The following is a 14816-nucleotide window of genomic DNA, read 5'->3' on the forward strand; positions in this document are numbered from 1 at the left end:
CGTGAAACGATGAATACCGAAATCATTCTGGGCATCGGGATGTTCACCGCCATCGTGCTCGCGCTGGCCGTGTTCATCATCGCCGCCCGCTCGAAGCTGGTGTCGTCGGGTGACGTCACCATCGACATCAACGGCGAGAAGAAGATCACCGTGCCGGCGGGCGGCAAGCTGCTGCAGACCCTGGCCGAGAGCGGTCTGTTCCTGCCCTCGGCCTGCGGTGGCGGTGGCACCTGCGCGCAGTGCAAGTGCGTGGTCACCGAAGGTGGCGGCTCGATGCTGCCCACCGAGGAGTCGCACTTCACCAAGCGTGACGCCAAGGAAGGCTGGCGCCTGTCCTGCCAGACCCCGGTCAAGCAGGACATGAAGATCGAGGTGCCGGAGGAGGTCTTCGGCGTCAAGAAGTGGGAGTGTACCGTCGAGTCCAACCCCAACGTGGCGACCTTCATCAAGGAGCTGACGCTGCGCCTGCCCGAGGGCGAGGACGTTGCCTTCCGCGCCGGCGGCTACGTGCAGCTCGAGTGCCCACCGCACGTGGTCAATTACAAGGATTTCGACATCCAGGAGAAATTCCGCGGCGACTGGGACAAATTCAACCTGTGGCGCTATGTCTCCAAGGTGGACGAGACCACCATCCGCGCGTACTCGATGGCGAACTACCCGGGCGAAAAGGGCGTGGTGAAGTTCAACATCCGTGTCGCCTCGCCCCCGCCGGGTCGCGACGACATCCCGCCGGGCAAGATGTCGTCCTGGGTATTCAACCTCAAGAAGGGCGACAAGGTCACGGTGTACGGCCCCTTCGGCGAGTTCTTCGCGCGCGAGACCGACAACGAGATGGTCTTCGTTGGCGGCGGCGCGGGCATGGCGCCGATGCGCTCGCATATCTTCGACCAGTTGAAGCGCCTGCATAGCACGCGCAAGATCACATTCTGGTACGGCGCGCGCTCGATGCGCGAGGCCTTCTACGTCGACGAGTTTGACAAGCTTGCCGCGGAGAACCCCAACTTCAAGTGGCACCTGGCGCTCTCCGACCCGCTCCCCGAGGACAACTGGACCGGCTATACCGGTTTCATCCACAACGTGTTGTACGAGCACTACCTCAAGGACCACCCGGCCCCCGAGGACTGCGAGTTCTACATGTGCGGCCCTCCGATGATGAACGCGGCAGTGATCAAGATGCTGCTGGATCTCGGCGTCGAACGCGAGAACATCATGCTCGACGATTTCGGCGGTTGAGCAACCCGGCGGCCGGCCTGCAGTCGCCCGCGCTGCCAGCAGGCCAACCCGTAACAGGACCCGCAACCGGTTTCCTCAACCGTTGCGGGTTCGTTCTTTCCGGCCCTCGCACGTGAGATTCAGCGCGACAGGCGATAGGCAAGCTGGCCGAGCAACTCGTGCAGTGCGAACCACGCAGCGTAGGCGGTGTTCTGCCCGGGGATGAACTGCAGGCCCTGTTCTTCCGCGCCGTTGCCGCCCCCTCCGCCCAGCCACGCCGTCGGCGCGGGAGTCACTCTCAGCCCGGCCGCTTCGAATTCCGCACGTGCGCGCTCCATGTGCATGGCGTGCGTGACCAGAAGGATGCTGCGCACGCCCGCAGCCTGGAGGTGGGTTGCCGAAAAGCGTGCGTTCTCCCGCGTGTCGCGCGATGCGGACTCCAGCCAGCGCGGGCTGATGCCGAAGTCCTCGCGCAGGCTGCGTTGCATCAGCACGGCCTCCGGTACGCCTCCTTGCGGGGCACCGCCGCTGGCCAGGACCGGGAGCCCGGTCTCGCGCGCAAGGCGGGCCGCATAGCGCAGACGCTCGAGCGCGAGGCGGTTGACGGTGTCGCCGCCAAACTCGGGCGCATGCTTGCGCCGCCCGGCGCCGAGAACGACGATGGCTTCCGCGTCCTGTGCGGCACCCGGCGCGAGCGCATGCGGGTATTCGACCCGGGCCACGAGCCAGTTCACGCTTGCGGGCGTCACCAGCGCCAGGCTCAGGACCACGCCGGTCCAGGCGAAGCATCGGCCGAGGCGGGGGCGGCGCTCGAGCAGCAGCAGGCCGGCAACGATGGGCAGCAAGGGCATCAGCGGCGGCAGCGCAGCCACGGCCAGCGCCTTCTTCAGCCAGAACAACAGGGAGGTCAGCTCGAGTTCCATTCGCATGCACCGGGCTTGTCGTTTGTCGGTGGGGATAGGGGCAAGTATTATCGGTGCATCGAGCCCGACACGTCGCCCATGCGCAGAACGATAACGCCTTCTTTCCCCTCCGCCTCGCGCACGCCCCCGTTCCACACCCCGCTTTCCGCGGTGGAAGAGGGGTGCGTACGCACATGAGCCTGCGCGATCTGCTCTGGCTGGCCGTGATCGCTTTGCTTGGCTACGCGAGCTGGCAGTTCGTGCGCGCCTTGCGTGCCCCGCGCGAGCCTGGCGCTGCCCACGTGCAGGCTCCGGCACGCGGGCCGACCGGGCCGGCCGGCCCGCGTGAGTCGGAGGAGGCGGGTGCCAATGCGACGATTGCAGATGATGAGGATGGACTGGACGAGGGTGATTTCGAGTACGCGCCGGTGCTGGCCTCCCGCCCTGTCGTTGCGCCGGCGCCTGCGGAGCCGGCGGCCGGCGGGTATGGCTCGTCTGGAGCTGGGTCTGCCGAGCAGCCGGGTGGTGGAGCCGAAGCGGAGGTCTTTGCGCTGCAGCTGGAGAATTCCCGGCTACGCCAGGAGTTCCAGGCGCAGCGCGATCTGGTCGCCTTGCAGCAGCAGGAGATCACCCGCCTGGTAGAGGATGTCACTGCGCTGCAGGATGAACTCGACCGCATCAGGGTACAGCCCGCGAGTTCGCCAGAGTACTCCGAAGCGCTGCTGCTTGCCTCACAGGGGCTCAATGCGGAGATGATCGCGGCCCGCTGCGGCATCACGCTCGCCGAGGCGGAGCTTGTGCTTTCCTTGAGTCGGCGGGGCGAGGGGGGGACATGAGCGCACGTCTGACCGCTCCACGGCGCGTACTGCTGTTGCGCGCCACGGCAGCGCTGGCCGCAGCGGTGGCGCTCGGTCTTGCGGCCTTGTTGCTGAGTGCCCGGCCTGAGGTGCCGGCCCCCTGGCCGCAGGCCGCCCCACCGGCCGCCCCACCGGCCGCCCAACCGGGCGCCGAAAGTGTCGCTCCGTCTCGGTTGCCTGCGGTGGTGCCAGTGCCGGTGGAGACGTCCACCGCACTGGCGCTCGAGCACCCCGAGGTTTCTCTGGAGCCCGCTGCAAGCCCTGCGCCTGCCAGCGCCGAGAATCCCGCTGCGCCGGCCAGCACCCCTCCTTCCGTGCCGGAAGTGCCCGAGGGTGTGCTGTTGCCGCACGCCGCGGCGAGTGGCGGCGGCCCGGGCTACCGGATTCAGCTAGGGGTCTTCGGCGACCCGGCCAATGCCCTGCAACTCTACGAGCGGCTGGCGGCGGAAGGGTACGCTGCGGGCATCCAGAGCCGTGTCGTCCTGGGCCCCTTTGCCGACCGGGACGCTGCGGAGCGGGCGCGCCGCAAGTTGCGCGAGGGGGGGCATGGCGCGGGCGTGCTCGTGCCGCCGCCGCGTTCGAATTGATGCGCCGTGACTGCCTTCACGGCGTGCAAGGCCCCACAGGGGGGACGATGCATCCAATTTTGAGGAGAGGGTGAGCCAATGCAGATCAAGAGTCCGATGTTTGGCAGTGCGGAAGTGCCCGAGGACAAGATCATCGAGTTCCCGATGGGCTTGCCGGGCTTCGAGGAGTGCAGGCGTTTTGCGCTCGTGCACGAAGAGGGCGGGGGCGCCGAGGTACTCCTGTTGCAGAGCGTCGACGACCCTCAGGTGGCGTTCTCGATCACCTTGCCCGAGCGGCTCGGCATCAACCTCGAGTTCCAGCTGAGCGACGAGGAGGTCGCCATGCTGAAGCTTCAGTCGCCCGAGGATGCCGCGGTCGCAGTGATCGTGCGCAAGGACGACGGGCCGTCGAGCGGACCCGCCTCGGCCGGGCTACGGGCCAATTTCGTCGCGCCGCTGGTGATCAACGTTGGCGCGCGGGTTGGCATGCAGAAGGTGATCAACCGCCTGGGCTGCGACATCACCCTGCGCGCCCAGGCTTGAGCGCGAGCGGCCCTGTGCGGATGGGGCCGATTCGCGAGGCAGTTCGCCCGCCGTGCCTTCGGGCGCAGCGGGCGGTGCGTGCGCCCCCGGCAGGCGCGGGTACAATCACGCTTTTGTGATTCCGGAGGCAAGTCCGTGGCCCGTCAGATCATTTCCACCCCCAACGCACCGGCCGCGATCGGCCCCTATTCGCAGGCCGTCAAGGCCGGCAACCAGGTGTTCCTGTCGGGGCAGATCGGCCTGGATCCCGCGACCATGGAGATGGTCGAGGGGGTGGAGGCGCAGGCGCAACGCGTTTTCGCCAACCTGCAGGCGGTGGCCGAGGCTGCGGGCGGCTCGTTCGCGGATGTGGTCAAGATCACCATCTATCTCACCGACCTGTCGAATTTCGGCGTCGTCAATGAGGTCATGAAGTCCTGCTTCGCCGAGCCCTATCCGGCGCGCGCGACCGTTGGGGTGCGCGAGCTCCCGCGGGGTGCGCTGGTCGAGGCAGACCTGGTGCTCGTGGTCGATTGAGCAGGGCCAGGCTCAAGGCGCAGGTGTGAAGGGTCTGGCGTGAGGGGGGGGAGCCTGACGGCGGGGCAAGCGAAATCGCCTGCTCCGGCGTTGCAGCCGCAGGGCTGGGCCGGCGTGGGTGGGGCGCTTGCGGCCCGCCTCGCCAGGCTCGATCTCCGCGCGCCACGCGACGTGCTGCTGCACTTGCCCTTGCGCTATGAGGACGAAACGCGGCTCACTCCCATCGGGGCAGCGCGGCCTGGTTTGCCGGCGCAGGTGGAGGGCGAGGTGGTGTCGTGCGAGATCATGCTGCGCCCGCGGCGCCAGCTCGTGGCGCGGGTCGGGGACGGTAGCGGAACCCTGGTGGCGCGCTGGCTGAACTTCTACCCCTCGCAGCAGAAGCAGCTTGCGCCGGGTCGGCGGGTCCGCCTGTTCGGCGAGGTCCGCGGCGGGTTCTTCGGCGACGAGATGGTGCATCCACGGGTGCGCAGCGTCGACGCGGGCGAGCCGTTGCCGCAGGCCCTGACCCCGGTCTATCCGACCACGGCCGGCGTGGGGCAGGCGACTTTACGCAAGCTGGTCGATCGTGCGCTGCAGACGGAGCCCCTGGACGAGTTGCTGCCCGAAGAGTGGCTGCAGCGCCTCGGGCTTCCAGGCCTCGCGGATGCCCTGCATGCACTCCATCACCCTGCGCCGGACGCCGCTCCCGATGCCCTTGAGCGTCGGACTCATCCCGCCTGGCGGCGGATGAAGTTCGAGGAACTGCTGGTGCAGCAGCTGTCGCTGCGCCGTGCCTACCTCGCACGCCGCGCGCGCTCGGCGGTGGCGCTGCCGGCGCGCGCAGTCCTGACCGCGGCGCTGCTCGACACCCTGCCCTTCCGGCCGACGGGCGCGCAGGCGCGTGCCTGGAGCGAGATCGCCGCCGATCTCGCCGCGCCGCATCCGATGCAGCGCCTGCTGCAGGGCGATGTGGGCTCGGGCAAGACCCTGGTGGCTGCGCTCGCGATGCTGCAAGCCGCCGAGAATGGCTGGCAGGCCGCGATGATGGCGCCCACCGAGATTCTCGCGGAGCAGCACTGGAGAAAGCTCTCGGCCTGGCTCGCGCCGCTGGGCGTCGAAGTCGCCTGGCTGTCGGGCGGACGCAGGAAGCGCGAGCGCGAGGCCGCACTGGCCCGTCTGGCCAGTGGCGAGGTGCTGCTTGCCGTGGGCACGCATGCGCTGATCGAAGATCCGGTGACCCTGCCACGGCTGGCGCTCGCGGTGGTCGATGAGCAGCACCGCTTCGGTGTGCGCCAGCGCCTGGCGCTGCGCGAGAAGGGCGAAGGAGGGCGGCGTCCGCACATGCTGATGATGTCGGCGACGCCGATCCCGCGTACGCTGGCGATGACCCATTACGCCGATCTCGACGTGTCGGTGCTCGATGAACTGCCTCCAGGCCGTACCCCGATCCGCACCCGGCTGGTCTCCGAGGCGCGCCGTGAACAGGTTGTGGCGCGCATGCGCGCGGCCTGCCTGGGGGGGCGGCAAGCCTACTGGGTGTGCCCGCTGATCGAGGAATCCGAGGCCCTGCAACTGCAGACGGCGCAGGACACCTGGGCGGCACTGGTTGAGGCCCTGCCGGAGTTGCGCATCGGGCTGATCCATGGCCGCCTGAAGAACGACGAGAAGTCCACCACAATGGCGGCGTTTGCGGCGGCGGAGCTCGATGTGCTGGTGGCCACCACCGTGATCGAGGTCGGTGTGGATGTGCCCAATGCCAGCCTGATGGTGATCGAGCATGCGGAACGCTTCGGGCTCGCGCAACTGCACCAGTTGCGCGGCCGGGTCGGGCGCGGTACGGCGGAGTCGGAGTGCATCCTGATCTACGCCCAGCCACTCTCCGCGACTGGCCGTGCGCGCCTGAGAGTGATCTACGAGAACACCGATGGCTTCGCGATTGCGCGCGAGGATCTGGGAATCCGTGGCCCGGGTGAGTTCGTCGGCGCGCGCCAGAGCGGCGTGCCGCTGCTGCGTTACGCAGACCTCGAAGCCGATGCCGACCTGATCGAGCCTGCGCGCGCACTTGCTGAAGATCTCCTGCGACGCGAGCCGGCCGCCGCCGAGGCCCTGATGGTGCGCTGGCTGGGCGGGCGGGAGGCCCTGTTGCGGGCCTGAGCGCCGCGCGTCACCCAATCCGAACCATGCGTCCGCTGATCGCCTTTCCTCTCCATACCGGGCCGCGCCACGAAACCTGGCTGGCCCATCCACCGCGCGCCGGCATACCCGAGGCCTTGCGCCCGTGGCTGCGCGATCCGGGTTCGCTCACCGCACGCATCCGGGCACGCTGCGGGCGCTTCGCCGTGCAGGTGGTGTGTCAGCAACTGGCGCGGGTGCATCGTGACGAGGCCTTGCTGCTCGGCCTGCGGCCGGGCGAGCGCGCCTGGCTGCGCGAGGTCCTGCTCCTCGCCGATGGCCGGCCGGTGGTGTTCGCACGCTCGCTGCTGCCGCGGCGCAACGTGCGCGGGACCTGGAACCTCTTTCATGGCATGGGCTCGCGCCCGCTCGGGCAGGCCCTGTTCTCCGACCCTGAGATCAGCCGTCTGCCGCTCGCCTGTCGCCGTCTGGACAGGCGCGATGCGCGGTATCATCGCGCCCAAGCCGCACTGGCCCACCATGCCCCGGGACAGTTCGTGCCGCGCGCCTTGTGGGCGCGGCGCTCGATCTTTCTCCTGCGCGGCAGCGCGCTGATGGTGAGCGAAGCCTTCCTGCCCGAAATCCTGGAACTGCCCCGATGACGTTCGGCATGAGCCTGCACGACAAGTTGCCCCACTATGTCCGCTTGATGCGGATCGACAAGCCGATCGGCACCCTGCTGCTGCTGTGGCCCACCCTGTGGGCGCTGTGGGTGGCGGCCGGCGGACTGCCGCCCTTGCACATCCTGGTGATTTTCGTGATCGGCACCTTCCTGATGCGCTCCGCAGGTTGCGTGATCAACGACTATGCCGACCGCGACATAGACGGTCACGTGGAGCGCACGCTCGATCGCCCGCTCGCAACCGGCCGTGTTCGCGCAGGCGAGGCTTTGTGGCTTGCAGCGGGGCTTTCCGCGGTGGCCTTCCTGCTCGTGCTGCCGCTGGGCTCGCTGGTGATCTGGCTTTCCATTCCGGCATTGTTCCTGGCCGGCAGCTATCCGTTCACCAAGCGCTTCTTCGCGCTGCCGCAGGCCTACCTGGGGCTGGCCTTCGGTTTTTCGATCCCGATGGGGTTTGCGGCAGTGCTGGGCGAGGTGCCTGCGCTGGCGTGGGTGATGCTGCTGGCCAACACCTTCTGGACGATCGCCTACGATACCGAATATGCCATGGTGGACCGTCCGGATGACCTCCGGCTCGGCATTCGCACGGCTGCGATCACCTTTGGTCGCTACGATGTCGCGGCGGTAATGCTGTGCTACGGCGCCGCGATCGTGCTGCTGGGTGTGGTCGGGGTCATGATCGGTGCCGGATTCGTCTACTACCTCGGCCTTGCTGCCGCCTCGGTGATCGCGGGTTACCACTACACCCTGATCCGGGAGCGTGCGCGGAGCGGATGTTTCAAGGCCTTCCGCCACAACAACTGGTTCGGTGCCGTCGTGTTCGCCGGCATCTTCTTCGACCTCCTCCAGTGCGCAGCGTGAGCGCGGGGCGCCACCTGCGGGTGCGCGCCCCGCGCGCGCGATGATTTCGCACTTCCTACCGGACATCCCATGCACTTCATGACCGCTCTCGAAGCCGCCTGGCAGCAGCGCAACAGCCTGCTCTGTGTCGGCCTCGATCCCGATCCCGCAAAATTCCCCGCCCATCTGCGGGGGCGCCCGGATGCGATCCTCGCGTTCTGCACGCAGATCGTCGACGCCACTGCCGACCTGGTGTGCTGCTTCAAGCCGCAGATCGCCTACTTCGCCGCGCACCGCGCGGAGGAGCAGCTTGAGGCCCTGATCGAGCATATCCATGCGGCTCACCCCGACACCCCGGTCATCCTCGACGCCAAACGCGGCGATATCGGCAGTACCGCCGAGCAGTACGCCATCGAGGCCTTCGAACGCTTCAAGGCCGACGCGATCACGGTCAATCCGTACATGGGCCGCGACTCGGTCGATCCTTACCTGGCCTACCCCGACAAGGGCGTGATCCTGCTGTGCCGCACCTCCAACCCCGGCGGCTCGGACCTGCAGTTCCTGGAGGTCGATACGCCGAAGGGCCGCATGAAACTCTACGAACATGTTGCGCGCACCGTTGCGGAGGACTGGAACGCGAGCGGGAACTGTGGCCTGGTCGTCGGTGCCACCTACCCGGCCGAGATCGCCCGCGTGCGCGAACTGACCGGCAACCTGCCGCTGCTGGTGCCGGGGATCGGCGCCCAGGGCGGCGACATCGCCGCCACGCTGGCGGCGGGGCGCACGGCGAAGGGCGCCGGGTTGATGATCAACTCCTCGCGTGCGGTGCTGTATGCCGGCAAGGGCGAGGACTTCGCCGAGGCCGCGCGGAAGGTCGCGCTGGAGACCCGCGACGCGATCAATGCCCATCGCTGAGCACACCTGTTCGAGCGTGACTGCACCCAGCACGTACGCTCGCGTGTGACCACAACTTCGCGCCGGCGGGCGCGTCAATGCCTGACCAGGGCTCGCCCGCCCATGCCACGCATCCAACACGAGACGCCCGAATGAAATACGACGACCTGCGCGACTTCATCTCCCAACTCGAGGCGCGCGGAGAATTGAAGCGCATCACCGCCCCGGTCGACACCCACCTCGAGATGACCGAGATCGCTGACCGCGTCCTGCGCGCCGGCGGGCCGGCGTTGCTGTTCGAGAAGCCGGTGACGAAGGGTGTGCCGCAGTCGATCCCGGTGCTCGCCAACCTCTTCGGCACCCCGCAGCGGGTGGCGATGGGCATGGGCGAGGATGTCGCCGACGGCAACTGGAGCACGCCACTGCGCGAGGTGGGCAAGCTGCTCGCCTACCTGAAGGAGCCCGAGCCGCCCAAGGGCCTGAAGGACGCCTGGGAAAAGCTGCCGGTGCTGAAGCAGGTGCTGAACATGGCACCGAAGGAAGTGCGCTCTGCGCCCTGCCAGCAGGTGGTGTGGGCGGGCGATGAAGTTGACCTCGCGAAGCTGCCGATCCAGCACTGCTGGCCGGGCGACGCCGCGCCGCTGATCACCTGGGGCCTGGTGGTGACGCGCGGGCCGCACAAGAAGCGCCAGAATCTAGGCATCTACCGCCAGCAGGTGATCGGCCGCAACCGCGTGATCATGCGCTGGCTGGCGCATCGGGGCGGCGCGCTGGATTTCCTCGAGCACCAGCGCGCCCATCCGGGCGAGCCTTTTCCGATCTCGGTGGTGCTCGGTTGCGATCCGGCGACCATCCTCGGCGCGGTGACGCCGGTGCCGGATTCGATCTCGGAGTACCAGTTCGCCGGCCTGCTGCGTGGCGCCAAGACCGAGCTGGTGAAGTGCCTGGGCAACGACCTGCAGGTGCCGGCCTCGGCCGAGATCGTGCTCGAAGGCGCGATCCACCCGAACGACATGGCGCCTGAAGGCCCCTACGGCGACCATACGGGCTATTACAACGAGGTCTCCGATTTCCCCGTGTTCACCATCGAGCGCATCACCCTGCGTCGCGACCCGATCTACCACAGCACCTACACCGGCAAGCCGCCCGACGAGCCGGCGATGCTGGGCGTGGCGCTGAACGAGGTCTTCGTGCCGTTGCTGCAGAAGCAGTTCACCGAGATCGTCGACTTCTACCTGCCGCCGGAGGGCTGCTCCTACCGCCTGGCGGTGGTCAGCATCCGCAAGCAGTACCCGGGCCATGCCAAGCGCGTGATGTTCGGCATCTGGAGCTTTCTGCGCCAGTTCATGTACACCAAGTTCATCATCGTGGTGGACGAGGACGTGAACATCCGCGACTGGAAGGAGGTGATCTGGGCGCTCACCACGCGCATGGACGCCACCCGCGACACCACGCTGGTCGACAACACGCCCATTGATTACCTCGATTTCGCCAGCCCGGTCGCCGGCCTGGGCAGCAAGATGGGGCTGGATGCGACCAACAAGTGGCCAGGCGAGACCAGCCGCGAATGGGGCACGCCGATCGTCATGGACGCGGCGGTGAAGGCGAGGGTGGACGCGATGTGGGGTGAGTTGGGGCTGTAGCGCGGGGCCTGAACGCACGAACCGTAATGCGGGCGCGCGTTACGTTTTGTTGTTGCGCGTTGTGCGGACAGGCGTCATGGTCCGCGCTCGAAGTCTTCTTCATGCGCCGCGGAGTTTCCCGGCGCGGGCTTCATTTTCGAGGAAAGTCGATGAGCACCCCCTATCCCGCTCCGCTCCAGGTGGACCAGCCGTCCGAGAACATGGTCACCGTCACCCATCTGGTCTATGCGCTGCACGCCTTCGCGGTGTTTTCGGCGGTGGTCGGTTCGGCGACGATCATCTTCAGCTTCGTCGCCAGCCTGCCCTCCATTGCAGCAGTGGTGCTGAACTACTGGAATCAGAACGCGGTGCGCGGTACCTGGCTGGAGAGCCATTTCCGCTGGCAGATCCGCACCTTCTGGTTCGCGGTGCTTTGGGTCGTGGTGGCCGGACTGATGGTGCTGACCATCATCGGTGTGCCATTCGCGATCGGGCTGCTGCTGATCGTCGGCCTGTGGATCCTGTACCGTATCGTGCGCGGCTGGTGGGTGCTGATGCAGCGGCGGCCGCTGCCGATGCCGCCGACCTGAGGCCCTGTAACTGCCGGGCTGCTTATCCGCCGCCTGCCCAGATCCATTCGAGCAATGCATCCTGCGCCGCAGCGCTCTGGGCGGCTTCCGGGTGATTGATCATCATCACCAGCGCATGACGACGCCCATGGCGGTCGAGCAGGTAGCCGCCCATTGCGCGCACGCCGTTGAGGGTCCCGGTCTTGATGTGCGCCTGTCCGGACACCGGGCTGCCAGACAGCCGGCGACGTGCCGTGCCGTCCAGGCCGGCGACGGGCAGCGCCGAGATGTATTCCGGCATCCAGGGACGTTGCCATGCCGCGATCAGCAACTGCCCCAGGCTGTCGGCGCGGATGCGCTCGATGCGTGAAAGACCCGACCCATTCTCGATCACCAGGCCCTCGGTACCGATGCCCGCGGCTGCAAGCGCTTCCTGCGCGGACTGTGCCCCGGCGGTGACCATGTCGGTGGCGGACTGGGGGAGCTCGGGACGGCTCGCGCCGAGTGTGGCGAGCAGCTGGCGCGCAATCACGTTGCTCGACCATTTATTCATTTCCCGGATCACGTCGGCCAGCGCAGGAGAGTCGTCGCGGATGAGTTCCGTGGCGCCGGTCGGCGTCGTTCCCTCACGCACCTGTCCTCCCAGCCGGCCGCCTGCCTCGCTCCACAGCGCACTGACCAGTGCCGTGCCGAATTCGGCGGGGGGCAGTGGTGCGGCGCTCCAGGTGCGGGGGCCGCAGGCGCGCGGGAGGGTGCCGCTGAGCACCAGGCGTTGGCCCGGCTCGATCTGCGCCTGAAGATCCTTGTACCAGGTGCCGCAGGGCGCGTCGGACGTCCTGATCCGGTTGTCGATGGTGACGCCGGCAAGCGGTGGTTCCGCAGCGAGGGTGACCGGCTCGCTCGCCGCCTTGCCCGGGTAGAGGCCCAGCAGCACGGTGTTGTAGTGCATCAGCAGGCCGTGGGGGCCACTGTTGTAGGGCCGCAGCCCGCGTCCGTCAAAGGCGTCCGGGTCGTGCGGGGGCAGGCGCAGCACGGACGCGTCGAGCACGATGTCGCCCGCCACACCTTCGATACCCAGGTTGCGCACGCGGCGCAGCATCTTCCACAGGCGGTCGTAGCCGAGCATCGGGTCGGCTCCGCCAAGCAGGTGGAGGTCGCCCTCGAGCAACCCGCCCCGAATGGGGCCCGTTACCGCGAGGCGCGTACGCCAGGTGTGTGCAGGGCCCAACTGCTCGAGTGCGGCGAAGCTGGTCACCAGCTTCATGACCGAGGCCGGATTCATGGGCTGGTCTGCCCGGATGGCGAGCGTGGGGCGGTCGGCATCCACGGGCTGGACCCACACCGAAACCGCCTCCACGGGGATGTGGGCTGCGTCGAGTGCCAGGCGCACGCCGGGCGGGAGCGGGGCGCTGACGGTCGCACCTTGCGCGGGCGGGCCGAGAAAAAGCACGCCAGCGAGGGGCAGCAGTCTTAAGAAATACCTGATGGCCATGAAACGTATCCTGATCGGATGGCGCGGGGAGAACGGCTAGAATGAAGGCCTTGCGGCGGACAGTGAGATTGTCTGCATTTTAAATGGGGGCGTCCCGGCCTCGGCGCTTGGTGCAGGAAAGGTGTGCCAGGTCTGGGGCCGGCAGGAACGATGAGCGGATTCGGACATTACACTCGTACGGCAGATGAGCTTGAGCGTGAGATCGTCAAGCGTGGTATTGCGATTGGCGTCGATTGGCAGGATCAGGCCCGCATGCGCGACCTGGCGCGGCAGGCGCTGAGTTGCTCGTCGGACTGCATGATGAAGTTGCTGCGCAGTCCGGTGCGGCAGGAAAAGCTCACTGGCGAGCTGTTCGCGCTTTCGGAGCTGATGCTTGAGAACATGCGCCAGAGTGCGGAAATGGGGCTTCACACGCACGGTGGCCCGGCATGGAAGGCTTTCGGGCGAGCCTTGAACGAGGAGTACGACGCAGGGATCCGGCGCCCCGTGCCCAAGGAAGGACTGCAGGCCTGACGCTTTGCGGTCGTCGGAACCCGGGGGCGATGCCGATTCAGTTGGCCACGCGCTCGCCGGAGAAGAGTTCGGCGACGGTTTCGCGCTCGCGCACGACGAGCGCGCGGCTCCCCTCCACCAGGATCTCGGCGGCGCGGGGGCGGGTGTTGTAGTTGGAGCTCATGGTCATGCCATAGGCACCTGCGGAGAGGATCGCGAGCAGATCGCCTTCGGCCACGTCGAGCATCCGTCCGCGGGCGAGGAAGTCGCCGCTCTCGCAGATCGGGCCGACCACGTCGTACTGCGCAGCAGATGCCGCGCACGGACGGACTTCGACCACTTCGTGCCATGCATCGTACAGCGCCGGGCGTGCAAGGTCGTTCATGGCAGCGTCGACGATGGCGAAGTTCTTTGTTTCGCCGGGCTTGAGGTATTCGATCCGGGTCAGCAGCAGCCCCGCGTTGCCGACCAGCGAACGACCGGGCTCGAAGCAGAGCTCCTCGTTACGACCGGCGAACACCTCGAGCAGCGGCGCCAGGTAATCGGTCGCCGAAGGGGGTGTTTCGTCACGGTAGCGGATGCCCAGCCCCCCACCCAGGTCGATGTGCTCGAGCGCGATTCCCTCGGCTGCGAGTTGCTCGACCAGGTCGCGCAACTTCTCCGCCGCCTCGGCCATGGGGGCGGGGTCGAGCAGCTGGGAGCCGATATGGCAGGCTACTCCGCTGATCCGCAGGTGGGGCAGCCGGGAGGCCTGCCGGTAGAGCGCAAGTGCGTCGGCAAAGGCGACGCCGAACTTGTTGCCCTTCAGGCCGGTGGAGATGTAAGGGTGGGTCTTCGGATCGACGTCCGGATTGACTCGCAGCGCGATCGGCGCCTGCTTGCCGAGTTCGCCTGCCAGCGCATTCAGGCGCTCCAGTTCGGCTGCCGACTCGATGTTGAAGCAGCGGATCCCTGCCTCCAGCGCCTGTCGCATCTCCGCGCGGGTCTTGCCCACGCCCGAGAACACGACCTTGTCCGCGCGGCCCCCCGCAGCGAGGACACGGGCGAGTTCGCCGCCGGAAACGATGTCGAAGCCAGCGCCAAGACGGGCGAAGACTGAAAGGATGCCGAGGTTCGAGTTGGCCTTGACGGCGTAGCACACCAGCGCGCGGCGTCCGGCGAGCGCCTGTTTCCAGGCAGCGAAGGCGGATTCCAGTGCTGCACGCGAATAGACATAGGTCGGTGTGCCAAAGCGCTGGGCGATGTCTTCCAGTGAAGTCTCCTCCAACCACAATGCGCCTTCGCGCAGCGTGAGCGTGGGGAGAGGCCAGGCGGGCGTAGCAGAGGTGTTCATTGGAGCAGGGAGTCGGAGGTGAGGTCCGGCGGGACGAGGGGTTTGTTATGATCGGCGCCCGCACTCGAGGCGGGGGAGGTGCCAGGCTCGGGCAGATAGAGCGGGCCCTTGATGCCACAGGCCGACAGCAGCGCGCAGCACAGCGCGATGAAGGGAATTCTGGCTCGCATCGCCATTCTTCAGGTAAAACCGGAATCCTAACAGAAGG

At 67.5% G+C, this 14816-nt stretch carries 16 protein-coding genes; 12 read left to right on the forward strand and 4 right to left on the reverse strand.

Annotated features, from left to right (window positions below; translation table 11 throughout):
• The first annotated feature begins 9 nt into the window (after positions 1-9).
• Positions 10-1233, forward strand: a complete 1224-nt coding sequence (nqrF, locus tag ACUH78_RS09085; RefSeq protein ID WP_418364333.1) for an NADH:ubiquinone reductase (Na(+)-transporting) subunit F — start codon at positions 10-12, stop codon at positions 1231-1233.
• A gap of 119 nt (positions 1234-1352) precedes the next feature.
• Here the strand turns inward: nqrF and ACUH78_RS09090 are convergent, their stop codons facing one another.
• Positions 1353-2135, reverse strand: a complete 783-nt coding sequence (locus ACUH78_RS09090) for a YdcF family protein (RefSeq protein WP_445333281.1) — start codon at positions 2133-2135, stop codon at positions 1353-1355.
• Between the two features lie 173 nt (positions 2136-2308).
• Here ACUH78_RS09090 and ACUH78_RS09095 point away from each other — a divergent pair, with 173 nt between their 5' ends.
• The 10 genes from ACUH78_RS09095 (at position 2309) to ACUH78_RS09140 (ending at position 11312) form a co-directional block, all read left to right on the forward strand.
• Positions 2309-2950: a DUF2802 domain-containing protein gene (locus ACUH78_RS09095; RefSeq protein WP_435750235.1), complete on the forward strand. Its 642-nt coding sequence runs from the start codon at positions 2309-2311 to the stop codon at positions 2948-2950.
• Positions 2947-3558 (forward strand): SPOR domain-containing protein, encoded by a 612-nt coding sequence (locus tag ACUH78_RS09100; protein ID WP_445333282.1) that lies wholly within the window; start codon positions 2947-2949, stop codon positions 3556-3558. The genes ACUH78_RS09095 and ACUH78_RS09100 overlap by 4 nt, the downstream gene beginning before the upstream one ends.
• Before the next feature lie 78 nt (positions 3559-3636).
• Positions 3637-4080: a flagellar assembly protein FliW gene (gene fliW / locus ACUH78_RS09105; RefSeq protein ID WP_418364329.1), complete on the forward strand. Its 444-nt coding sequence runs from the start codon at positions 3637-3639 to the stop codon at positions 4078-4080.
• Positions 4081-4215: 135 nt separating this feature from the next.
• The gene (locus ACUH78_RS09110; RefSeq protein WP_418364328.1) at positions 4216-4596 is read left to right on the forward strand and encodes a RidA family protein; all 381 of its coding nucleotides are present in this window, start codon (positions 4216-4218) and stop codon (positions 4594-4596) included.
• A gap of 90 nt (positions 4597-4686) precedes the next feature.
• Positions 4687-6729: an ATP-dependent DNA helicase RecG gene (gene recG, locus ACUH78_RS09115; RefSeq protein WP_418364327.1), complete on the forward strand. Its 2043-nt coding sequence runs from the start codon at positions 4687-4689 to the stop codon at positions 6727-6729.
• A gap of 26 nt (positions 6730-6755) precedes the next feature.
• Positions 6756-7349 carry a chorismate--pyruvate lyase family protein gene (locus ACUH78_RS09120; RefSeq protein ID WP_418364326.1) on the forward strand — a complete coding sequence of 198 codons (594 nt, stop codon included), beginning with the start codon at positions 6756-6758 and terminating at the stop codon, positions 7347-7349.
• Positions 7346-8227 carry a 4-hydroxybenzoate octaprenyltransferase gene (ubiA, locus tag ACUH78_RS09125; protein ID WP_445333283.1) on the forward strand — a complete coding sequence of 294 codons (882 nt, stop codon included), beginning with the start codon at positions 7346-7348 and terminating at the stop codon, positions 8225-8227. The genes ACUH78_RS09120 and ubiA overlap by 4 nt, the downstream gene beginning before the upstream one ends.
• A 69-nt stretch (positions 8228-8296) precedes the next feature.
• On the forward strand, positions 8297-9121 hold the full coding sequence (pyrF, locus tag ACUH78_RS09130; RefSeq protein ID WP_418364324.1) for an orotidine-5'-phosphate decarboxylase: 825 nt from the start codon (positions 8297-8299) through the stop codon (positions 9119-9121).
• Positions 9122-9252: 131 nt separating this feature from the next.
• On the forward strand, positions 9253-10743 hold the full coding sequence (ubiD, locus tag ACUH78_RS09135; protein WP_445333284.1) for a 4-hydroxy-3-polyprenylbenzoate decarboxylase: 1491 nt from the start codon (positions 9253-9255) through the stop codon (positions 10741-10743).
• Between the two features lie 149 nt (positions 10744-10892).
• Positions 10893-11312, forward strand: a complete 420-nt coding sequence (locus ACUH78_RS09140; protein ID WP_418364322.1) for a DUF4870 family protein — start codon at positions 10893-10895, stop codon at positions 11310-11312.
• A 22-nt stretch (positions 11313-11334) separates the two neighbouring features.
• Here ACUH78_RS09140 and dacB read toward each other — a convergent pair whose 3' ends face one another.
• The gene (dacB, locus tag ACUH78_RS09145) at positions 11335-12783 is read right to left on the reverse strand and encodes a D-alanyl-D-alanine carboxypeptidase/D-alanyl-D-alanine endopeptidase (RefSeq protein ID WP_418364321.1); all 1449 of its coding nucleotides are present in this window, start codon (positions 12781-12783) and stop codon (positions 11335-11337) included.
• A gap of 150 nt (positions 12784-12933) precedes the next feature.
• On the opposite strand from dacB, the gene ACUH78_RS09150 reads away from it, so the two are divergent.
• Entirely contained in the window at positions 12934-13296 is a 363-nt protein-coding gene (locus ACUH78_RS09150; protein WP_418364320.1) for a hypothetical protein, read from the forward strand.
• A 37-nt stretch (positions 13297-13333) separates the two neighbouring features.
• Here the strand turns inward: ACUH78_RS09150 and lysA are convergent, their stop codons facing one another.
• Entirely contained in the window at positions 13334-14608 is a 1275-nt protein-coding gene (gene lysA, locus ACUH78_RS09155; protein WP_445333285.1) for a diaminopimelate decarboxylase, read from the reverse strand.
• Positions 14605-14778 (reverse strand): LPS translocon maturation chaperone LptM, encoded by a 174-nt coding sequence (lptM, locus tag ACUH78_RS09160; RefSeq protein ID WP_418364318.1) that lies wholly within the window; start codon positions 14776-14778, stop codon positions 14605-14607. Before lptM ends, lysA begins: the two co-directional genes overlap by 4 nt.
• Positions 14779-14816: the final 38 nt, after the last annotated feature.

It is taken from the genome of Thauera sp. ZXT1-4, assembly GCF_052598215.2.